This is a genomic window from Salinirubellus litoreus, assembly GCF_037335815.1.
Lineage (GTDB): Archaea > Halobacteriota > Halobacteria > Halobacteriales > Haloarculaceae > Salinirubellus > Salinirubellus litoreus.
On the sequence record NZ_CP147841.1, the window covers coordinates 2,435,776 to 2,456,961 of the forward strand.

The following is a 21,186-nucleotide window of genomic DNA, read 5'->3' on the forward strand; positions in this document are numbered from 1 at the left end:
GCATGGAGATCGAACTCCCCGAGGACGCCGACGAGGACGAGGCGGCCGCCATCGTGGCGGCCCTGAACGCCCACGTCAGCGCACAGCTGCTGGCCGTGGCCGACGAGGAGGACGGGGACGACTGGAACGAGCGGCAGTGGTCGTTCGCCGGTCGGATCGGCGACCTCCAGCACCGCGAGGTACGGGTGCCGCTCGCCGCCCCCCGCGACCCCTGGACGGCGTCCGGACGGGCCCGCCGGATGCGCTGACTCGACTTCCGAGACGGTCGGACGGGGGGTCACCGATAAACTCACATGGGCGACGCGACACCTGCGGGGTAACGCATGTTCGACAAGGTACTCGTCGCGAACCGCGGCGAGATCGCGGTTCGGGTGATGCGTGCCTGCGAGGACCTCGACGTGGGCACCGTCGCGGTGTACAGCGAGGCCGACAAGCACTCCGGCCACGTCCGGTACGCCGACGAGGCGTACAACGTCGGCCCGGCCCGCGCCGCCGACTCCTACCTCGACCACGAGGCGGTGATCGAGGCGGCGCGGAAGGCCGACGCCGACGCCATCCACCCGGGCTACGGCTTCCTCGCCGAGAACGCGGAGTTCGCCCGGAAGGTCGAGGCCGAGGACGGCATCACCTGGGTCGGCCCCTCGGGCGACGCCATGGAGCGCCTCGGCGAGAAGACCAAGGCCCGCCGGACGATGCGGGATGCCGACGTCCCCATCGTCCCCGGCACCACGGACCCCGTGACCGAGACCGACGAGGTCCTCGAGTTCGGCGAGGAGAACGGCTACCCCGTCGCCATCAAGGCCGAGGGTGGCGGCGGCGGTCGCGGGATGAAGGTCGTCCGTGACGCCGACGAGGCCGAGGAACAGCTCGAGGCCGCAAAACGCGAGGGCGAGGCCTACTTCGACAACGACTCGGTCTACCTCGAACGCTACCTCGAACGGCCGCGCCACATCGAGGTGCAGATCGTCGCGGACGGACACGGCAACGTCCGCCACCTCGGCGAGCGCGACTGTTCGCTCCAGCGCCGCCATCAGAAGGTCATCGAGGAGGGGCCCTCGCCCGCCCTCGACGACGACCTCCGCGAGCGCATCGGCGAGGCCGCTCGCCGAGGGGTAGCCGCCACCGACTACACCAACGCGGGCACCGTCGAGTTCCTCGTCGAGGAGGACTCCGACCGGGACGGCCCGCTGGGCCAGGACGCGAACTTCTACTTCCTCGAGGTGAACACCCGCATCCAGGTCGAGCACTGCGTCACCGAGGAGATCACGGGGATCGACATCGTGAAGTGGCAGCTCCGGATCGCCGCCGGCGAGGAGCTCGCCTTCGAGCAGGACGACGTCGGGATCGAGGGCCACGCGATGGAGTTCCGCATCAACGCCGAGAACGCCGCGAACGACTTCTCGCCGGCCACGGGCGGCAAGCTCCGGACCTACGATCCGCCCGGCGGCATCGGCGTGCGGATGGACGACGCGCTCCGACAGGGGGGACACGCTCGTCACCGACTACGACTCGATGATCGCGAAACTCATCGTCTACGGTGGCGACCGTGAGGAGTGCATCGCCCGCGCCAAGCGCGCGCTCTCCGAGTACGAGATCGAGGGCATCCCCACGATCATCCCGTTCCACCGGCTGATGCTCACCGACGAGCGGTTCGTCGCCGGCGAGCACACCACGAACTACCTCGACGAGGAACTCGACCGCGAACGGATCGAGGAGGCCCAGGAGCGGTGGGGTCCGGACGAGGACGCGAGTGACGAGGACGAGGACGAGGATGTCGTCGAGCGGGAGTTCACCGTCGAGGTGAACGGCAAGCGGTTCCAGGTGAACCTGGAGGACCGCGGCGGGCTGGCGGCGGCCGCCTCCGGGTCGGGATCCGGTTCGAGTGGCGGTCGGCGGCCCTCGGGCGGCGGGCGCTCGGGTGGCGGGGGCGGCGGGGGCGGTGGTGGTGGCTCGTCCGGCGGGGCGACCGTCGAGGGCGAGACCATCGACGCCGAGATGCAGGGGACCATCCTCTCGGTCGACGTCAGCGAGGGCGACACGGTCGAGGCCGGCGACGTCATCTGCGTGCTCGAGGCGATGAAGATGGAGAACGACGTCGTCTCCGAGCGCGGCGGGACCGTCAAGGAGGTGGCCATCGAGGAGGGCCAGAGCGTCAACCAGGGGGACGTCCTGGTCGTCCTAGAGTGAGTTCCGTGCACCGGTAGCCGGGTTCGGGCACGTTCGCCGCCGGCCACCGGCGTCGTCCTCACCGCACCCCGGCGGCCCCGGTCACGCCCGTTCGTTCCCGTCCCCGGCCTCGTCCTCCCCTTCACGAACCAGCTCCGCGGCGAGTTCCCGCGCCGTCTCGACGTGCTCGTCACCCTCGGGGTGTCCGGTAGCGTCGACGTTCGAGAGCAGGTCCCGAACGTGGCCGACCCGCCGCCGCCGTACCGTCTCGGAGTCGATGTCGAGGCAGTCCCCGGCGACGGCTTCGGCCTCCGCAACCCACCTGGTGGCCTCGCGGTCGAGCGGGAGTTCGGCGGTCGCGGCGAGGTGCTCGTGGAGTCTCCCGAATCGCTCGTCGACCATGTGAAGCCGAACGACCCCCGACTACCTCAAACCCCGGTTGAGGCCACCGTCGCACGAGCGGTGTTCGAACGCCGGGTCGCTCACCGCCCACACAGTTATGTCCCGCCTGGACGACACGAGCCCGACGTATGAGATCACACCTCACTATCGGCGACGTCCTCGAACAGACTGCATCGAAGTTCCCGGATCGGGACGCCATCGTCTACCCCCGGCGCGACCAGCGCTGGACGTACGCCGAGTTCGACGAGCGGGTGAACCGGCTCGCGAGCGGGCTGGCCGACCTCGGCGTCGGGAAGGGCGACCGGGTCTCGACGGTGCTCCAGAACGGTTCGGAGATCGTCCTGACGGTGTACGCCTGCGCGAAGCTGGGTGCCGTGTTCAACCCGCTCAACTACCGCCTCCCCGCGGGCGAGGTCGAGTTCATCGTCGGGGACGCCGGCTCCAGCGTGGTGGTCTTCGAGTCGGCCACCCGCGAGGCCGTCGGGGGCGCACGTCCCGAACTCGACTCCGTCGAGGAGTACCTGTTCGTCGGGGACCCGGAAGGGGACGGGAGCGAGCGACCCGAGTACGCGAGACCGTTCTACGAGGTACTCGAATCGGGTGATCCCGTCCGCCCGGACACCGACGTCGCCGAGGACGACGTCTACGCGTTCATCTACACCTCGGGGACCACGGGCCGGCCGAAGGGTGTCGTCCACGAGCACCGCTCGATGGTCGAACACGACCTCCTCTGTATCGCCGAGTCGAACCTCACCCGGGAGGACGTCGGGCTGTCGGCGCTCCCGCTCTACCACTGTGCCGAACTGCACGCGAACCTCTTCCCGCGGGTCCACCGCGGCGCGACGAACGTCATCCACCACGAGTTCGACCCCGCACGCGTCCTCGACGCCATCGAGGAACACGAGGTGTCGGTGTTCTTCGCGGCCCCCACCGCCTGGAACGCCGTCGCCCGGACGGCTGCCGAGTCGGATCACGACGTCTCCTCGCTCAGGCTGGGCTTCTACGGCGCGGCCCCGATGCCCGCGCAGGTACTGGAAAACTGCATGGAACACCTCTGTGAGGACTACGTCCAGGCCTACGGCATGACCGAGATCGGTCCCTGCGGGACGTTCCAGTCGCCCGACGAACAGCTCGAAAAGCAGGGTTCCGCGGGCCTGCCGGCGCTGAACCACGAGATGCGGATCGTCGAGCCGGACGCCGACCCCTCGGCCACGGTCGAGCGCGGGGAGATCGGCGAGATACTGTTCTCGGGACCGTGTACGATGCGCGAGTACTGGAACCGACCCGACGCCACCACCCGGTCGCTCCGCGAGGCCGACGGGCGGACCTGGTACTACACGGGCGACCTCGGCCGCGTCGACGGGGACGGCTACCTCTACGTGGTCGACCGCAAGGACGACATGATCGTCTCGGGCGGGGAGAACGTCTACCCGACCGAGGTCGAGAACGTGCTGTTCGACCACGAGGCTATCGTCGAGGCCGCCGTCGTGGGCGAACCCGACGAGGAGTGGGGCGAGCGCATCGTCGCCTACGTCGTGGGCGACGCGAGCGCCGAGGAACTCGACGAGTTCGTGCGTGCGAGCGACGACGTGGCCGACTTCAAGCGACCGCGAGCGTACTACTTCGTCGACGAGTTGCCGAAAAATCCCAGTGGGAAGGTCCAGAAGTTCCGGCTCCGGAGCGAGGGGGACGAGGCCGGCGAGGCCGAGGGTGTCGAGGTAACGTGAGCGTGGGGTAGAACGGAGCGCAGGAGCGCGGGGCCGGACACCGGAACCCGTACCGACACCGAGCGGCGTGATCGCGTGATCGAGTCCTCATACGGTCGTGCGTAACGATTTACCGGTGATCACCGAACCCGCCTGGACGATCACCGGTAAACGACTACGTACGACCGTATCAGGCGAACGTCTTCGAGACTTCTTCGTCCTCCTCTTCGGCCTGCTTGATCTTCTCCCAGGCGTCCCGGAAGTCCTCCATCCGGACCTCGGTGCGCTCGTCGCGGATGGCGAACATCCCGGCCTCCGTACAGACGGCCTTGATGTCCGCGCCGGAGGCCTCCACGACGTCCTCGGCCAGGACCTCGAAGTCGACGTCGTCGGCGACGTTCATGTCCCGGGTGTGGATCCGGAAGATGATCTCCCGGCCCTCGACGTCGGGCTTGGGGACCTCGATGAGACGGTCGAACCGCCCGGGCCGGAGGATGGCGCGGTCGAGCATATCGAACCGATTCGTGGCGGCGATGATGGAGATCTGTCCGCGGTCCTCGAACCCGTCCATCTCGGCGAGCAGCTGCATCATCGTCCGCTGGACCTCGGCGTCACCGGAGGTCTTGGACTCGGTGCGCTTGGAGGCGATGGCGTCGATCTCGTCGATGAAGATGACTGCGGGCTCGTGCTGACGGGCGAGTTCGAAGAGGTCGCGAACGAGCTTCGCACCCTCGCCGATGAACTTGTGGACGAGCTCGGAGCCGGCCATCTTTATAAATGTCGCGTCGGTCTGGTTGGCGACGGCCTTGGCGAGCATCGTCTTCCCGGTGCCGGGCGGGCCGTAGAGGAGAACGCCGCTCGGCGGATCGATCCCCACCTGGTCGAACATCTCGGGGTGTTCGAGCGGCATCTCCACCGTCTCGCGCACCTCCTCCATCTGCTCGTCGATGCCGCCGATGTCCGCGTAGGAGACCTCGGGCTTCTTCTCGACCTGCATCACCCGCGCCCGGACGTCCGTCTCGTCGTCGAGCTGTTTCACGATCGACAGCGAGTTGTTGACCGCCACCCGGCTGTCGGGGGTGAGGTCCTCGCGCATCTCGTCGGTGACCTCCGTGAGCGCCTCCTGGTTGTTGCCGTGCTGTTTGATGATGACGCCCTCGTCGGTGATCTCCTGGACCGTCGCGACGAACAGCGGGGACTGCTTGAGCTTCTTGTTCTCGTGGGTGAGCCGCTCGAGCTTCTGCTGGTACTTGTTGTTCTCGGCGTTGGCGTCGAGGAGCTCGTCGCGCATCTCCTCGTTCTGGGACTCGAGTATCTCGAGTCGCTCCTGGAGGGCGTCGAGCTTGTCCTGCATCGACGCTTCGTCGTCGTAGGGCAGGTCCACGTCGTCGACGGTGTCGGTCATCGAGGGTATTAGGGGTCGCGCACTCTTAAGAGGTTTGGGTAGGAGTCGGCGACTAGCGCCCCGGAATCGGCGTGCGCGGCGAGCGGCGAACTCGACCCCGGGCCGGCCGCCAGCCCCGCGGCCGCCATTCCCTGGAGTAATGCAGTATTTAGCAAATATTAACTACCCGAATCTCGTAGCCCGGGCCAGATGGGTAGCCCAGAGTCGAGCGTGACGGACGGGGCGTCGGGGTGGGACGCCGTCGCGGAGATGCCACCGTCGGCCAAACTGGTCGCGAAGGCCCTCGAGTACAACGGCCAGCTGACCCAGTCGGCCATCGCCGAGGAGACGCTCCTGCCGCCGCGTACCGTGCGGTACGCGCTTAATCGGCTCGAAGAGGCCGGCGTCGTCGAGTCGCGGTTCTCCTTTACGGACGCTCGCAAGCGGATCTACGAGCTCACCGTCGAGTAGGCGGGACGGAGGCTCCTCGGACGGCGGTGGGCCGTGGACCCCCGTTTTCGTGTCTCTGTACGCCTTTCCACTCGAGGGGCATCCGACCGGCGTCAGCACGTGGACCCGCCGCCCCTGCCGCCGACGATGCCTTAGCTCTACTTCCGCCTCGGTCACGGAACCCATTTACCACGAAGCGACGTATCGCTCCCCAGATGACGCGGGTAATCCACACGGGGGACACCCACCTCGGCTACCGGCAGTACCACTCGCCGGAGCGCCGGCGGGACTTCCTGGAGGCGTTCCGACAGGTCGCGCGGGACGCCATCGAGGCCGACGTCGACGCCGTGGTCCACGCGGGTGACCTGTTCCACGACCGCCGGCCCGAACTCCCGGACCTCCTCGGGACGCTCTCCGTACTCCGGGAGCTCGACGGGGCGGACATCCCGTTCCTGGCGATCGTCGGCAACCACGAGACCAAGCGGGACGCCCAGTGGCTCGACCTGTTCGCCTCGCTCGATCTGGCCACCCGACTGGGATCGGAGCCGTTCGTCGTCGGCGACGTCGCCCTCTACGGGCTCGACTACGTCCCGCCCTCCCGTCGCGAGGCCCTCGACTACGAGTTCGCGTCCCACGACTCCGGATTCGCGGCCCTCGTCGCCCACGGGCTCTTCCAGCCGTTCGACCTGGGTGACTGGGACGCAGAAGCGGTCCTCGACGCGTCGAGCGTCGCGTTCGACGCGATGCTCCTCGGGGACAACCACAAGCCCGATATCAAGCGGGCGGAGGATGGTGCGTGGCTCACCTACTGCGGGTCCACGGAACGAGCTAGCGCCGACGAGCGCGAGGAGCGGGGCTACAACCTCGTCACCTTCGAGGACGGCGAGGTGACCGTCTCCCGGCGGGGACTGCCGACCCGCGAGTTCGTCTTCGTCGACGTCGAACTCGACGAGGACGAGGGCCGCGCCCGGATCCGCGAGCGCGTCGGCCAGCACGACGTCGAGGACGCGGTCGCCATCGTCACCATCGAGGGCGAGGGCGAGCCGGTCGCGCCCGCCGACGTGGAGGAACTGTTGCGGGACGCGGGGGCGCTCGTCGCCCGGGTGAACGACCGCCGCGAGATCGAGGCCGACGAGGGGGAGATCGAGGTCTCGTTCGCCGACCCGGACGAGGCCGTCCGCGAGCGGGTCCGGGAGATGGGGCTCTCGCCCGCGGCCGAGACCATCGACGAGGTGGTCCGGGCGAGCAAGGTCGCCGACACGAACGTCGCCGAGACCGTCGAGCGCCGCGTGACCGACCTGCTCGACGGCGACGACGACGCGGCGTTCGCGCCTGCACCCGAGACCACCGTGGAATCCCGGACCGCGGCCGACCGGATGGCCGACCGGGCAGGGGACGACGAAGCCGACGCGGACGACGAGCCCGACGGGGAGGTGGAACCAGCGGTCGATGAAGTAGCCGAAGGGGGGTCCGAGACCGGCGAGAAGGGGGAGGGAGACGGCGGGGACGAGGCGGACGAGCCGACCACGGGGACGGACGACGGGGAGGAGGGGGACGCGGCGCACGAGGAACGGGAGAACCCGCCGACGCCGAGCGCCGACGGGCAGACCTCGTGGAGTGATTACGAATGAGGTTCGCCCGGATCCGCCTGGAGAAATTCAAGTGCTACGGGGACGCGGACCTCGACCTCGGCTCCGGCGTGACGGTGGTCCACGGCCCGAACGGGGCGGGGAAGTCCTCGCTCCTCGAAGCGTGCTTCTTCGCGCTGTACGGCCACCGCGCGCTCGACCGGACGCTCGAGGAGGTGGTCACCCTCGGTGCCGAGGAGTGCCGCGTGGAGTTGTGGTTCACCCACGGGGGTGCCGACTACCACGTCGAACGTGAGGTGCGGGTCCGCGGCGGGGGCGCACAGACGATCACCTGCGTCCTCGAGGGACCGGAGGGGAGCGTCGAGGGCGCGACCGACGTCCGGCGGGAGGTGGTCGGGATGCTACGGATGGACTCGGAGGCGTTCGTCAACTGCGCGTACGTCCGCCAGGGGGAGGTGAACAAGCTCATCAACGCCTCGCCCGGCCAGCGCCAGGACATGATCGACGACCTCCTCCAGCTGGGCAAACTGGAGGAGTACCGCGAGCGGGCCAGCGAGGCCCGCCTCGGTGTCAAGCACGTCCTCGACGACAGGCGCGGGTCGCTCTCGGAGGTCGAATCCCAGGTCGAGGCGAAGGAGGAGAAGGACCTCCACGAGCGCCGGAACGCGCTGGCGAGCGACCTGAACGAGGTGAACGGGAAGATAGAGGAGTTCGAGGGGAAGCGCGAGCCGGCGGTCGAGACCCGCGATCGGGCCGAGCAGGTCGTCGAGGAGCACGCCGAGAAGCGCGAGCGCATCGAGGAGCTCCGCGAGTCCGTCGAGGACCTCGAGTCGGGGATCGCCGAGGCCGAGAAGCGGAGGTCGGGAAAGGCCGACGCTATCGCCGAGAAGCGCGAGCGCGTCGAGGAGCTCGATGACGAGCGGGCCGAGGCGCTGGGAGGGACCGAGGTCGACTCGCCGGACGAGGAGGCGGTCACCGGACGCATCGAGGCGCTCCGCGAGGAGCGCGAGTCGGTCCGCGAGGAGATACGGGAGACGAGCGTCGAGAAGCGCGGTCACGACGGGGACGCCGAGAGTGCCCGGGAGCGAGCGGAGGAACTCGAAGCCGAGGCCCGGGAGAAGCGCGAGACCGCGGAGGAACGCGAGGCCGAACTCGAGGAGGCGAGGGGGACCGTCGCCGACCTCCGCGAGCGACTGGAGGCGAAGGCCGGGGCCATCGAGTCGAAGCGCGAGTCGTTCGCGGACGCGCCGGTCGGGTTCGGCGAGAGCGAGGCCCACCGCGAGTCCGTCGCCGAGGAGCTGACGAACGCCCGAACGCGGGTCGCCGAACTCGAGACCGCGCTGGGGAACGCCCGCGAGGACGTCCGCGAGGCCGAGCGGCTCCTCGATGCGGGGAAGTGCCCGGAGTGCGGCCAGCCGGTCGAGGACTCCCCGCACGTCGAGACGATCTCGGAGGACCGAGAGCGGGTCGAGGAACTGGAGGCCGAACTGGAGGACGCCCGCGAGCGCGTCGAGGCGCTCGAATCGAAGCTGGCGACGGCCGAGGCGCTGGTCGAGCGCGAGAGCGAGGTCGAACGGCTCGAATCCGAGCGGTCGAACGCGTCGCAGTTGCTCGAGGAGAAGGCGTCGAACCTCGAGTCGACGGAGTCGCGGGTCGAGGAGCTCCGGGAGGAGGCCGACGAGCTCGAGGCGGAGGCGGAGGCGAGACGCGAGGCGGCGGAGGAGGCCGAGGCGGCCGCCGAGGCCTGCCGCGAGCGCGTCGCCGAGCTCAACGCCGAGTCGAGCGAACTCGGCGAACGCGTCGAGCGGCTGGAGACGGTCTCCGAACTGGGCGACCGTATCGGGGACCTCGAGGACGAGATCGAACGGCTCCGCGACGAGCGGTCGGCCCTCGCCGACCAGAACGACCTCCGCCGCGAGAGCCTCGCGGAGAAGCGGGCCGAGCGGCGCGAACTGGAGGAGGAGTTCGACGAGGAGGGGATCGAGCACGCCCGAGCGGAGAAGCGACGCGCGGAGGAGTACATCGAGAAGGTCGACGCGCGGCTCGAGGAGCTGGGCGAGCGGCGGGACGAACTCCAGAGCGCGTTCGGGGGCGTCGAGGCCGAGATCGAGGAGCTGGAGGGGCTACGGGAGCGCCGCGAGTCACTCGCCGCGACGGTCGAGCGGCTCGAATCGCTCTACGAGGAGGCCCATCGGCTCCAGGAGACCTACGCCGACCTCCGGTCGGAGCTCCGCCAGCGCAACGTCCGGAAGCTCCAGCGGCTCCTCAACGAGACGTTCGAGCTGGTCTACCAGAACGACTCCTACGCGGGGATCGAACTCGACGGCGACTACGAGCTCACCGTATACCAGAAGGACGGGGAGCCCCTCGACCCGGACCAGCTCTCGGGCGGCGAGCGGGCGCTGTTCAACCTCTCGCTGCGGTGTGCCATCTACCGGTTGCTCGCGGAGGGGATCGAGGGCGAGACGCCGATGCCGCCGCTCATCCTCGACGAGCCCACGGTGTTTCTCGACTCGGGGCACGTCTCGAAGCTCGTCGACCTCGTGGAGACGATGCGGGGGTTCGGCGTCGAGCAGATACTCGTCGTCAGCCACGACGACGAGCTCGTGGGTGCGGCCGACGACCTCGTCACCGTCGAGAAGGACCCGACGACGAACCGCTCGACGGTGGGCCACGAGTCGGACGCGACCGACGCCGCGGCGCTGCTGGGCGAACTCTCCGGTGACGACTGACTCCGGGTCTCGTCGTCCCGCTGGGCCGAGTGGGTAACACACATACCGTGAGCGTTCGTCGGGGGTGACATGGACGAAGAACGCCAGACCCGCGTGGAGGACCTCATGTCGACGCCCCTGCTGACAATCGGCCGGAACGCGACCGTCGTCGAGGCGGCGGCAAAGATGCGCGAGCACGAGGTGAACGCGCTGATCGTGACGACCTCGCCCCCGTCGATCGTCACCAGTACGGACGTCCTCGACGCCGTCGCCGAGGGGCTGGACACCTCTGAACTTCCGGTCTCGGAGATCATGACGCGGTCCGTCGAGACGGTCCCGCCGGACCTCCGACTGGAGGAGGCCGCCGCGATGATGACCAACTTCGGGATCAACCACCTCCCCGTCGTCGACGACGATTTCGTGGGGATGATCTCCTCGACCGACATCGCGGCCCGGCTCGCCTGAGCGGACCCGGCCCCGGGCGCGCACCGGGGGCACCATCGGGAGGCCCGCTCCGGGCGGCGAGTCGCGTCGAACGCACACGGCGGGCTCGAAGCGCCCGGTAGTTTCACGGCGTGTCACTCGTCCACACGCATAGCGATGACGCCGAGCACGTCCGCGTCGAGAGGGGAGGGGACGGACCGGCGTCTCGTCCTGGGGTTGAGCGCGGGCGGGTGGGCGCTCTCGCAGGGAACGTGGCTACTCCTGCCGGCGCTGGCCGTCCCCATCCGCGGGACACTCGGCATCGGCAACGCGGGGCTCGGAGCCGTCATGAGCGTCCTGTGGGCGTCGATCGAGCTGACGCAGTCCCCGAGCGGCCTGCTGAGCGACGAGCTCGGCCACCGGACGGTGCTCGTCCCGACGGTGGTCGCCATCGCGGCGCTGACCTGGCTCGGCGCGCTCCCGGCGTTCCTGGTCCTGGTCGCCCTCGTCGGTGTCGGGACGGGCGCGTTCCCGACGGTGGCCCGGGCGCTCCTGTCCTCGCGGTTCGGCGCGGAGCGGGGGCGTTCGGGGTCTTCGGTGGTGCCGGCGACGTCGCCGGGGTCGCGACCCCGCTCGTCGCCACCGCGGCCATCGCCGCGGACGTCTGGCGTATGACGTTCCTCGTGGTCGGTGCGGGGGTCGCCCTCGCCGGGATCGGTTTCCACCTCCTCCCCGACGAGACGTACTCGTTTCGTCGCCCCTCGATCGTCGATCCCGGTCGGGCCACACTTGCGGAGGTTCGGCGGCCCGGCGTCCCGCTCGCCGTCCTCTGTTACAGCACGTTCGCGCTCGTCTGGCAGGGTACCACGTCGTTGCTCCCGCTGTACGCCTACGGGGCGAAGGGGCTGACGCTCGCGTCGGCCAACGCGGCGCTCTCGGTGCTGTTCCTGATGGGCGTGATCGTCAAACCGACCGCGGGGTGGGCGAGCGATCTCGTGGGCCGGCGCTCGCTGGTCGTCGGGTCGCTGTTCGTGGCGGGCTGTCTCCTCGCCGTCCTCGCGCTGGCGGCCCGTGGTCCGGTCGTCGTGATCGTGACGGTGGCGGCGTTCGGCGGCGCGCTGATGACGTTCCAGCCGGTCATGCAGGCGTACATGATGGGCTGGTTCGAGGCGGCGAGCGAGGGCGGCGCGTTCGGCATGGCCCGCCTCGTCTACGCGGTCATCGCCAGCGCCGGCTCGACGGTCGTCGGGGTCGGAAGCGGGACGCTGGGCTACGATTCGGTGTTCGCCGGCTCGCCATCTGCCTGGCCGTCGCCGCCGTCGCGCTGATCTACGCGACCGCCAGGGCCGACGCTTCGGCATCCGGCTGAACCGTGACGCGTCCCGGCCGACGGTCCGGGCCACTCCTCGCGGAGCGGTCACCCCCGGAGCGTCGCGAGCCCCTCTTCCGCGACGTCCGTGAGTTCGTACCCCCGCTGGCCGACGACTCGCGCTTCGCTCACGAGCCCGGCGGCGGTGAACTCCGCGAGCAGGCCGTGGAGGTCAGACTCGCAGAGGTCGTACGATCCCATCAGGTCGACCACGGCGACCGGTCCACGCTCGTCGAGTTCGAGGAGGAGCCCCAGCGCCCGATCGGAGTGGGCGGCGCGGAGCACACGCCGGGTCGGCTCGGGGACCGCGCGTGCGGCCGTCTCGAGCGGTGACTCGCCCTCGACCGCCGACAGCTCCCCGTTCGGAACGTAGCGTTCCTCGCCCGTCGTCGGGTCCCGGACCCGCGAGGAGTCGCCCGACCGCTTCAGGAGGACGTACCGCTTCCCCTCCTCGTCCTCGACGGTCCGCACGTCAGCCACCCCCTCCCGTATCGCGCGGGCCCCGTTCGGCGGGCTCGTCGGCACCCCTCGTGGTCCCCGCGTCGATCCCCGACCCCTCGTCCGACCCACTGAGACTGGGGTCCCTCGTGCCGTCCGGGCCGTCCCCGTCGTCGCCGTCGTCCCGGTCGACGTACCCCCGGTACCGCCGGTAGGCGAAGGCCAGCGCGAGCGCGCCGACGAGAAACGCGGCGACCCCGGCGTCGGTCCGGCCCTCGAAGAGGACGAGCATGGGGCCGAGCGAGACGCCCAGGAGGCCGACGTTCGTGAAGAGGACGGCGGCCCAGAACGCCTTCACCAGGTCGCCCGAGAGCTCGGCGTCCCCGGAGGCGGGGTCCGGAGCCTCGGGTGCCTCGGGGACCTCGGGCACCCCGGGGCCGAGGCTCTGCGGGTCGAACTCCGCGGGCTCGTCGGGCCAGGGGTCCTCGGACTCCTCCCAGAACGCCCGTTCCTCCGCATCGGCCTCGTCGCTCACTGCTCGACGTGAGGCGCGTGTCGAAGAAAAGTCGTTCGACGGTGGCTCGCGGACGCGGGCCCAGGGGCCCCTAGCAGCAGTCCCGGATACGGACCGTCCGCTTCGACTCGATCCACGCGAGCGGGTTCTGTGCGTCGTAGAGTACGACGCCGTCCTCGTCGTCGTAGGCCTCGACGCGGGCGACCGCCTCGTCTTCGGCGTCGGCCGCCGGGCGCACCTGACCGTCGGACCGCGTGGGCGTATCGACCATGTCGTTGTGTGTGATATCCCTTGACAAGGTAAATCCCTTCTGGCCCCGGCACATGTTGGTCCGGTCTCCCTCGTGCCCCCGGGACCGATCGCCGGCCAGGGGTTCCCGGAACGCCGGCCGGTCCGAACGGGAGGTATTTTACCGGGCCGTGCCAACCCCCGGTATCATGACCGACGGGGATGGGTCCCAGGCCCAGACGACGCTCGGCGATAGCTTCGGCGGGGTGACGACGGCGGAGTCGAGCGACGAGCGACCGGCCGGCGAGGCGGCCCACGTCGCCGGCAACGGGGGTCAGCGGGCCGAGATCGTCGACATCTCCGAGGAGCAGTTCCCGCCCGTCGAGGGGCGGGTCGAGTTCGCGGTCACCCAGGTCGACTACACCGTCGAGGGGTACGGCGACGAGGAGTACCCCGTCCTCCACGTCTTCGGTCGGACGTCCGACCGCGAGGAGATCCACGCCCGCGTCCACGGGTTCCGCCCCTACTTCTACACGCCCCTGGATTCGCTCGACCACGCGACTCCCGGGGAGGGGCCGGTCCTGGCGGGACACCTCCGCGACGGTCGGATCGTGGACGAAGCGCGACTCACCGGCGTCGAGACGTACGGCGACCTGCGGCGCGAGGGCGAGTCGATCGACCCCGAGCGCGAGGACGACGAGATCGTCCTCCACGAGTCCATCCGGGGCGAGGAGCTGGTGAAGGTGTTCGGACAGACCCCGCGGGACGTCGGCCAGCTGCGCGAGGGGTTCGTCCACTACGAGGCGGACATCCTCTTCCCGAACCGGCTGCTGATCGACAAGGACGTCACCTCCGGGGTCTCCGTTCCGGCCCGCGAGACCGACGACGAGAACACCTACAAGATCCACCACACGGAGATCGAGACGGTCGACGTGAGCGCCCCCCTGCGAGTGAACACGTTCGACATCGAGGTCGACGACCGCCGTGGGTTCCCGGAGGACGGCGAGGAGCCGATCGTCTGTCTCACCTCCCACGACTCCTACCGCGACGAGTACGTCGCCTGGCTCTACACCGCCCCGGACGGTATCGAGGGCCCCGAGGACCTCGACGGCTACGAACCCATCGGCGACCCGGTCGACGTGACGGTCCGGAACTTCGAGTCCGAGGCGGCGATGCTCGACGCCTTCCTCGCGTACATCGAGGGGACGGACCCCGACGTGCTCACCGGATGGAACTTCGCGGACTTCGACGCGCCGTACCTGCTCGACCGCATCGAGGTGCTCGCGGAGGAGGCCGACGACGCCGAGGAGTACGACCTCGATATCGACCGGCTCTCGCGGGTGAACGAGGTGTGGCGCTCGGACTGGCAGGGACCGAACATCAAGGGTCGCGTCGTCTTCGACCTGCTGTACGCCTACAAGCGCACCCAGTTCACCGAACTCGACTCCTATCGGCTGGACGCGGTCGGCGAGACCGAACTCGGCGTCGGGAAGGAGCGCTACCCGGGTGACATCGGCGACCTCTGGGAACAGGACCCGACACAGCTCGCCGAGTACAACCTCCGCGACGTCGAACTCTGCGTCGAGATCGACCGCAAACAGGAGGTCATCCCGTTCTGGGAGGAGGTGGCCTCGTTCGTCGGCTGCAAGCTCGAGGACGCAACGACCCCGGGGGACGCCGTCGACCTCTACATCCTCCACAAGGTCCACGGCGAGTTCGCGCTCCCCTCGAAGGGCACCGTCGAGTCCGAGGAGTACGCCGGCGGTGCCGTCTTCGACCCCGTTACCGGCGTCAGGGAGAACGTCACGGTGCTCGACCTGGCGAGCCTGTACCCGATGTGCATGGTGACGATCAACGCCTCCCCGGAGACGAAGGTCGATCCCGATGCCTACGAGGGCGAGACCTACCGGGCCCCCAACGGGACCCACTTCCGGCAGGAGCCGGACGGCATCATCCGGGAGATGGTCGACGAACTGCTCACCGAGCGCGAGCAGAAGAAGTCCCTCCGGAACGAGCACAGCCCCGGCGATCAGGCGTACGAGCAGTACGACCGCCAGCAGGGGGCGGTGAAGGTCATCATGAACTCGCTGTACGGCGTCCTGGGGTGGGATCGGTTCCGGCTGTACGACAAGGAGATGGGCGCGGCGGTGACGGCGACGGGCCGGCGGGTCATCGAGTTCACCGAGGAGGTATCGAACGAATTGAATTATCAGGTAGCTTATGGAGACACCGATTCGATCATGCTGGAACTCGGTCCCGACGTCACGAAGGAGTCGGCCATCGAGCAGTCGTTCGAGCTAGAGGAGGAGATCAACGCCCGGTACGACGAGCTCGCCGCGGAGTTCGGTGCCGAGGAACACCGGTTCCGCATCGAGTTCGAGAAGCTCTACCGGCGGTTCTTCCAGGCGGGCAAGAAGAAGCGCTACGCGGGCCACATCGTCTGGAAGGAGGGCAAGGACGTCGACGACATCGACATCACGGGGTTCGAGTACAAGCGCTCGGACATCGCGCCGATCACGAAGGAGGTCCAGCGGGAGGTGCTGGAGATGGTCGTCACCCAGGGCGACGTCGAGGGCGTCAAGGAGTACGTTCACGACGTCATCGAGGACTTCCTGAACGAGGAGATCACCGTCGAGGAGATCGGTATTCCGGGGGGGATCGGCAAGCGGCTCGACAACTACGACACCGACACCGCCCACGTCCGGGGGGCGAAGTACGCGAACCTCCTGCTCGGGACGAACTTCGGCCGCGGCTCGAAACCCAAACGGCTCTACCTGAAGCGCGTCCACAGCGACTTCTTCGAGCGGATCGAAGCGGAGAAGGGACTCGACCCAGCCGGGAACCCGCTGTACGGGGAGTTCCGTCGGAACCCGGACGTCATCTGCTTCGAGTTCGCGGACCAGATCCCCCCCGAGTTCGAGGTGGACCGGGAGAAGATGCTCGACAAGACGCTGAAGGGGCCTATCGCGCGCGTCCTCGAAGCGCTCGACATCTCCTGGGAGGAGGTCAAGAGCGGACAGGAGCAGACGGGGCTGGGGCAGTTCCTGTAAACCACTTTTCGCTCCACCACTTTTTCCTCCTCGGGCCTGCGGCCCTCGGAGCGGGTGAACCGCGCTCGCTTCTGCTGGACTCGCTTCGCTCGTCCAGAAACGTCCTCGTTCGCTCCCTTCGGTCGCTCACGAAGGACTTCGCTCGCGCGGATGCTACTGCTCCCGATCGCATCTATCGGGTTTGACGGCTATCAGGAAGTCCAGTTAACGTCTGCTGTGTGACCGAAAGCGGTCAGGCATACGCCGAGCGAGCGCCAGCGAGCGAGGCGTTTCACCCGCCCGGAGCGACCGGAGTCCTCGTGAGCGTCAGCGAACGAGGACGTTGGCAGACGAGCGAAGCGAGTCTGCCTGGAGGGAGCGGAGGGCGCAGTTTTTCCCCACGTTTTTCCGACGAGAGGTTCCCGCCGCGCGCCTTCGGCGCGCAAGGGAACCCGAGGAGGAAAAAGTGGTCTCTAGATCCCCTTGCCCATCAGGTGGCTCCGGGCGACGTCGGCGTCCTTGTTCCCGGTCGCGGTGTTCAGCAGGACCACCGTGTCGTCCGCGTCGAAGTGGCCGTCCTCGGCGAGCTTCCACGCGCCCGCCGCAGCCGCCGCACAGGTGACGCCCATCTCCGCGCCCTCGTTCTGCGCGACGGTGACCAGCGAGTCGAGTATCTCCTCGTCGGAGGCCGCGACGGCCCGGCCGCCGGACTCCCGTATCGCCTCGAGTATCCACGGGCTCGCGCCGGGGTCGGGGATCTCGATCCCGCCGCAGATCGTATCCGGAACCTCCCAGGCCTCGTGGTGGTCGCGCCCCTCCTCGAACGCCTCGACGATGGGCGCACACCCCTCCGACTGGGCGGCGTGGAACGCCGGCATCTCATCCGTGAGCCCCAGCTCCTCGAACTCGACGGCCGCCTTGTACATCCCGACGAGACCGACGCCCCCGCCGGTCGGGTAGACGACGTGGTCGGGTACCTCCCAGTCGAGCTGTTCGGGCAGCTCGTAGTACATCGTCTTCTTCCCCTCGTGGCGGTAGGGGGTAACGAACGTCTGGACCGCGTACCAGTCCTCGTGGTCCTCCATGGCGTCGCCGAGGGCGCTCCCGGCGTCGCCGATGCGGCCCTCGACCACGTTCAGGTCCCCGCCGTGGACGTTCACCATCGCCTTGTTGGTGAACCCCGCACGCGTCGGGAGGAAGACGTGCGAGTCGAGGCCGGCGCGGGCGGCGTAGGCGGCCGCGGACTGGCCGGCGTTACCGGCGGAGGCGAGCGCGACCTCTTCTGCCCCGTGCTCGACGGCGGCGGTGACCGCCGCGGTCTGCCCGCGGTCCTTGAACGAACCCGTCGGATTCCGCCCCTCGTCCTTGATGTACACCTCGGCGACGCCGAGCTCGTCGGCGAGCTTCGGTGCCGAGGCGAGCGGGGTCGTCCCCTCGTCCATCGTCACGGCGGTCTCGCGCGAGAACGGGAGCAGCGCGTCGTAGCGCCACATCCCGTCGAACGGGTCGGCCGCCAGGTCCTCCCGGGTGAGGTCGATCGCGTCGTAGTCGTAGGCCGGGTCGAGTATCCCGCCGCAGTCCGGACAGCGGTGGGTCCCCGTCTCGGCGTCGACCCGCTCACCGCAGTCCCGGCAGTCCAGTCCGACGAACGCATCAGTCGTCTCCATACTCCGAGGTCCGAGCCCCCCGGATTAAGTACCTGTCCGTCGCCGCCCGTCGTCCCGGGGGGTAACCGGTTCGCGAGTCCCCGTCGACATCCGAGTCAGGACGCCCCGCGTCGTCCGCACGGGGACAAGTGGTGGCATCCCGTAGCGATCACCTGGTGGAGCTTCCGCGCCCGCCCCGCGTCTCGGCACGGTTTTGTGTTCGCCCGCGGTACCGCCGGACATGACGGACGTAGCGGTCGTCGGAGGAGGGCTCGCGGGGCTCGTCGCCACGAGCCGCCTCGCCGAGGCCGGGGCGCGCGTACGACTGTTCGAGAAACGTGGGAGGGTTGGCGGTCGCGTCCGGTCGAGCCACGAGGACGGGTTCACGTTCGACGAGGGGTTCCAGGTACTGTTCACCGCCTACCCGGCCGCGCGCGAGGAGCTCGACCTCGACGCGCTCTCGCTCCGCCGGTTCGCCCCCGGCGCGACCATCGCCCGCCCGAACCACCGCTCGACGCTCTCTGACCCGCTCCGTGACCCGGGTGCGGCGCTCCACTCGCTGTTCAACCGGGACGTCACCCTGGGCGACAAGCTCCGCGTTCTCCGCCTCCAGCGCGACCTCGCCCGGCGGACCGAGCGCGAGATATTCGCCGGGGAGGACAGCTCTATCCGCGAGTTCCTCGACGAGTACGGGTTCAGCGAGCAGTTCGTCGAGAACTTCGTCGCGCCGTTCTACGGCGGCATCACCCTCGACCGGTCGCTGTCGAGTTCGGCGGCGGTGTTCCGCTACACGTTCAAGATGCTCTCGGAAGGTGCCACCGCCGTTCCAGCCGAGGGGATGGGGACGATCCCCGACCAGCTCGCCGAGCGGGCGCGGGCCGCGGACGCCAGCGTCGAGACGGGTACTCCCGTGGAGGACCTCGACGGGACCGCCCTCGATCTCGGCGGCGAAACGGCCGAATTCGACGCCGTCGTCGTCGCGCCGAACCCCCGTGAGGCCGAACGCCTCACCGGCGTCCCGACCCCCGACGAGGCCCGCGCCTGCGTCACGCAGTACGTCTCCGTCGCGGACCACGACGCGCTCGACACGGGCAAGCGAATCCTCCTGAACGCCGCCGACGAGCGTCCGAACACCGTCGCGCCGATGTCCGCCGTCGCGCCCGAGTACGCGCCCCCCGATCGCGAACTCCTCTCGGCGACGTTCCTCGGCGAGCAGGACGCCGACGACGAGGCGCTGTTCGAGGAGGTGCGTGAGGCGCTCGCGTCGTGGTACCCCGAACACCGGTTCGACGACGCCGAACTCCTCCACACAGACCGCGTCGAGTTCGCGCAGTTCGTCCAGCCACCGGGGTTCCGGGACTCGCTCCCGACGGCCCGGGAGCCGGGCGGCGACGTCTACCTCGCCGGGGACTTCACGCGGTGGTCCTCGATTCAGGGGGCGCTCTCGTCGGGCCGGGCGGCGAGCGAGGCGGTGCTGGCCGACCACGGGCCCTGAGTTCGGGACCGACTCACAGCAGGCTCCGGAACTCCGAGAGCGCCGGGAACGAGAGCGTCTCGTCGGCCGTCTCGTCGCGCACGAGCGGTCGGAACGCCCCGATCCTCCGGGCGAGCGGCGACATCAGGTCGCCGTCCCGAGCGCCGTTGACGGGGGTCCCGGCGGCGAGCCTCGTGAACGCCGGGAGCATCAGCACGTCCGCACCGCGGTAGACCTCCTCGCCGTAGAGGTAGCACGGTCGGCGCTGGCCCTCGATCTCTATGGCAGGGTGGTCGTGGCCGACGATGTAGCGGTCGGCCGCCGACTCCGGTTCCTCGTGACCGTGGGTCACCAGCCAGTCGCCGACGCGGTACTCGGGGTCGACCGGCCCCTTCCAGAGGTCCCCCAGCATCGTGTCGTGATTTCCGGGAGTCACAACCACCTCCGCCCCGGCCTCGCGGGCCGTCGCCCGCAGTTCGTCGAGCGTCTCCATCACCCCCCGCGGGAGCGTCGAGAACGAGTGGAGCAGGTCGCCCGCGATCACCACTTCCTCGGGGTCGAACCGCTCGACGAGGGCGTCGAACCGCCCGGTGACGTCCTCGTGTTCGCCGAGCCGCATCTCGACGTTCGACGTCGCGTCCTTCCCCAGGTGGACGTCCGCGAGGACGAGGGTCGCGGCCTCGGGCAGGTAGACGGCGCGGTCGCGGAACTCGATTCCGTCCGGGACGCTCATTCGCGTTCCCGTACGCCGGGTCGGCTCAAAGCCGTGGCGTCTCTCGCCCGTTACCACCGTGTCGGGTTTTAAGCCGACGTGCGCCGTCGCCGGACCCATGGTCGAGGTCCTCGACAGCAAGCGATCGGCGACGAAGTTCAGGGTGCTCGTCGAGATCGCCGATCGCCAGCCCGCCGTCAACCAGGGGGAGATCGCCTCGGCGGTGGGGGTGACCTCCCAGGCGGTCAGCGAGTACATCCGTGAACTCGTCGAGGACGGCTTCGTCGAAAAGGAGGCCCGCTCGCGCTACCGGGTCACGAAGGAGGGGGTCGACTGGCTGTTCCGACAGGCCGCCGACGTCCGCCGGTTCGCCGAGCACGTCACCGAGGACGTCCTCGGGTCGATGCAGGAGGACGCCGCGATCGCGACGGATCGCGTCTCCGAGGGCGAGGCGGTCAGCCTCTCCGTTCGCGAGGGGCTCCTCCACGCCACGCCCGGCGAGGAGGGTCCGGCGACGGGTATCGCAACCACCGCCGCCGAACCACAGGGAGTGGTCGGCGTCACCGGCTTCGAGGGCGTCATCGACCTCGAACCGGGCGGCGTGATCGTCTTCCAGGTCCCACCGGTCCGGACGGGGACCCCGGGACGGAGCGAGTCGCTCGCGGCCGCCTGCGCCGACGCGGACCTCGTCGTCGCCGCCGGCGTCGAGGCCGTCGTCGCCTGTCGTGTCTCCGGCGTCGAGACCGACGTGCGGTTCGCCGCCGGCGAGGTGGCCGCCGACGCCGCCTCCCGCGGACTCGACGTGGTGGTCGTCGTCACGACCGATTCGGCGGGCCGCGTGACCGACGCGCTCCGGGACGCCGGGCTCGCCTACGAGGTCGACGACCTGTAGCTGGCGGTGTCTGGACGCTCGCTCTCACTCCCGTTTCGCCGTCGCTCGTCAGC

General features: G+C 69.4%; 16 protein-coding genes and 2 pseudogenes. 11 read left to right on the forward strand and 7 right to left on the reverse strand.

The annotated features are described in order from the left end of the window. The first annotated feature begins 2 nt into the window (after nt 1-2). Both WDJ58_RS12025 and WDJ58_RS12030 read left to right on the forward strand, forming a co-directional pair. Nucleotides 3-248 carry an acc operon protein gene (locus WDJ58_RS12025; protein ID WP_338913494.1) on the forward strand — a complete coding sequence of 82 codons (246 nt, stop codon included), beginning with the start codon at nt 3-5 and terminating at the stop codon, nt 246-248. A 75-nt stretch (nt 249-323) separates the two neighbouring features. Further along, nucleotides 324-2,187, forward strand: a pseudogene (locus WDJ58_RS12030) (acetyl/propionyl/methylcrotonyl-CoA carboxylase subunit alpha). 81 nt (nt 2,188-2,268) lie between these two features. On the opposite strand, the gene WDJ58_RS12035 reads toward WDJ58_RS12030, so the two are convergent. Beyond that, a complete protein-coding gene (locus WDJ58_RS12035) occupies nt 2,269-2,568 on the reverse strand; it encodes a hypothetical protein (protein ID WP_338913495.1) in 300 nt (99 codons plus the stop codon). 128 nt (nt 2,569-2,696) lie between these two features. Between WDJ58_RS12035 and WDJ58_RS12040 the strand changes: the two genes are divergently transcribed. Then, nucleotides 2,697-4,295 carry a long-chain-fatty-acid--CoA ligase gene (locus tag WDJ58_RS12040; protein WP_338913497.1) on the forward strand — a complete coding sequence of 533 codons (1,599 nt, stop codon included), beginning with the start codon at nt 2,697-2,699 and terminating at the stop codon, nt 4,293-4,295. A gap of 169 nt (nt 4,296-4,464) precedes the next feature. On the opposite strand, the gene pan1 is transcribed toward WDJ58_RS12040, so the two are convergent. After that, the gene (gene pan1, locus WDJ58_RS12045) at nt 4,465-5,679 is read right to left on the reverse strand and encodes a proteasome-activating nucleotidase Pan1 (RefSeq protein WP_338913499.1); all 1,215 of its coding nucleotides are present in this window, start codon (nt 5,677-5,679) and stop codon (nt 4,465-4,467) included. A gap of 189 nt (nt 5,680-5,868) precedes the next feature. Here pan1 and WDJ58_RS12050 point away from each other — a divergent pair, with 189 nt between their 5' ends. The 5 genes and pseudogenes from WDJ58_RS12050 to WDJ58_RS12070 all read left to right on the forward strand — a co-directional run bounded on the left by WDJ58_RS12050 (nt 5,869) and on the right by WDJ58_RS12070 (nt 12,159). Beyond that, entirely contained in the window at nt 5,869-6,129 is a 261-nt protein-coding gene (locus WDJ58_RS12050) for a MarR family transcriptional regulator (RefSeq protein WP_338913501.1), read from the forward strand. A 194-nt stretch (nt 6,130-6,323) separates the two neighbouring features. Then, on the forward strand, nt 6,324-7,739 hold the full coding sequence (mre11, locus tag WDJ58_RS12055) for a DNA double-strand break repair protein Mre11 (RefSeq protein ID WP_338913503.1): 1,416 nt from the start codon (nt 6,324-6,326) through the stop codon (nt 7,737-7,739). Beyond that, nucleotides 7,736-10,429, forward strand: a complete 2,694-nt coding sequence (rad50, locus tag WDJ58_RS12060; RefSeq protein ID WP_338913504.1) for a DNA double-strand break repair ATPase Rad50 — start codon at nt 7,736-7,738, stop codon at nt 10,427-10,429. The genes mre11 and rad50 overlap by 4 nt, the downstream gene beginning before the upstream one ends. Nucleotides 10,430-10,498: 69 nt before the next feature. Then, the gene (locus WDJ58_RS12065) at nt 10,499-10,873 is read left to right on the forward strand and encodes a CBS domain-containing protein (RefSeq protein WP_338913505.1); all 375 of its coding nucleotides are present in this window, start codon (nt 10,499-10,501) and stop codon (nt 10,871-10,873) included. A 135-nt stretch (nt 10,874-11,008) separates the two neighbouring features. Continuing rightward, a pseudogene (locus tag WDJ58_RS12070) lies at nt 11,009-12,159 on the forward strand (MFS transporter). An 89-nt stretch (nt 12,160-12,248) separates the two neighbouring features. Here WDJ58_RS12070 and WDJ58_RS12075 read toward each other — a convergent pair. The 3 genes from WDJ58_RS12075 to WDJ58_RS12085 all read right to left on the reverse strand — a co-directional run bounded on the left by WDJ58_RS12075 (nt 12,249) and on the right by WDJ58_RS12085 (nt 13,423). After that, complete coding sequence (locus WDJ58_RS12075; RefSeq protein ID WP_338917847.1) at nt 12,249-12,671, reverse strand: DUF7346 family protein; 423 nt, start codon at nt 12,669-12,671, stop codon at nt 12,249-12,251. 1 nt (nt 12,672) lies between these two features. Then, nucleotides 12,673-13,173 carry a DUF7322 domain-containing protein gene (locus WDJ58_RS12080; protein ID WP_338913506.1) on the reverse strand — a complete coding sequence of 167 codons (501 nt, stop codon included), beginning with the start codon at nt 13,171-13,173 and terminating at the stop codon, nt 12,673-12,675. Nucleotides 13,174-13,243: 70 nt separating this feature from the next. Further along, nucleotides 13,244-13,423: a DUF7331 family protein gene (locus tag WDJ58_RS12085; RefSeq protein WP_338913508.1), complete on the reverse strand. Its 180-nt coding sequence runs from the start codon at nt 13,421-13,423 to the stop codon at nt 13,244-13,246. A gap of 166 nt (nt 13,424-13,589) precedes the next feature. Between WDJ58_RS12085 and WDJ58_RS12090 the strand changes: the two genes are divergently transcribed. Next, complete coding sequence (locus tag WDJ58_RS12090) at nt 13,590-16,430, forward strand: DNA-directed DNA polymerase (protein ID WP_338913510.1); 2,841 nt, start codon at nt 13,590-13,592, stop codon at nt 16,428-16,430. Nucleotides 16,431-16,882: 452 nt separating this feature from the next. On the opposite strand, the gene WDJ58_RS12095 is transcribed toward WDJ58_RS12090, so the two are convergent. After that, nucleotides 16,883-18,076, reverse strand: coding sequence for a threonine synthase (locus tag WDJ58_RS12095; RefSeq protein WP_338913511.1), 1,194 nt, complete (start codon nt 18,074-18,076; stop codon nt 16,883-16,885). Between the two features lie 220 nt (nt 18,077-18,296). Between WDJ58_RS12095 and WDJ58_RS12100 the strand changes: the two genes are divergently transcribed. Next, a complete protein-coding gene (locus WDJ58_RS12100; protein WP_338913512.1) occupies nt 18,297-19,550 on the forward strand; it encodes an NAD(P)/FAD-dependent oxidoreductase in 1,254 nt (417 codons plus the stop codon). 13 nt (nt 19,551-19,563) lie between these two features. On the opposite strand, the gene WDJ58_RS12105 is transcribed toward WDJ58_RS12100, so the two are convergent. Beyond that, nucleotides 19,564-20,262, reverse strand: coding sequence for a metallophosphoesterase (locus WDJ58_RS12105; RefSeq protein WP_338913513.1), 699 nt, complete (start codon nt 20,260-20,262; stop codon nt 19,564-19,566). 97 nt (nt 20,263-20,359) lie between these two features. Here WDJ58_RS12105 and WDJ58_RS12110 point away from each other — a divergent pair, with 97 nt between their 5' ends. Continuing rightward, entirely contained in the window at nt 20,360-21,133 is a 774-nt protein-coding gene (locus WDJ58_RS12110) for a MarR family transcriptional regulator (RefSeq protein ID WP_338913514.1), read from the forward strand. The last annotated feature ends 53 nt before the right edge of the window (nt 21,134-21,186 follow it).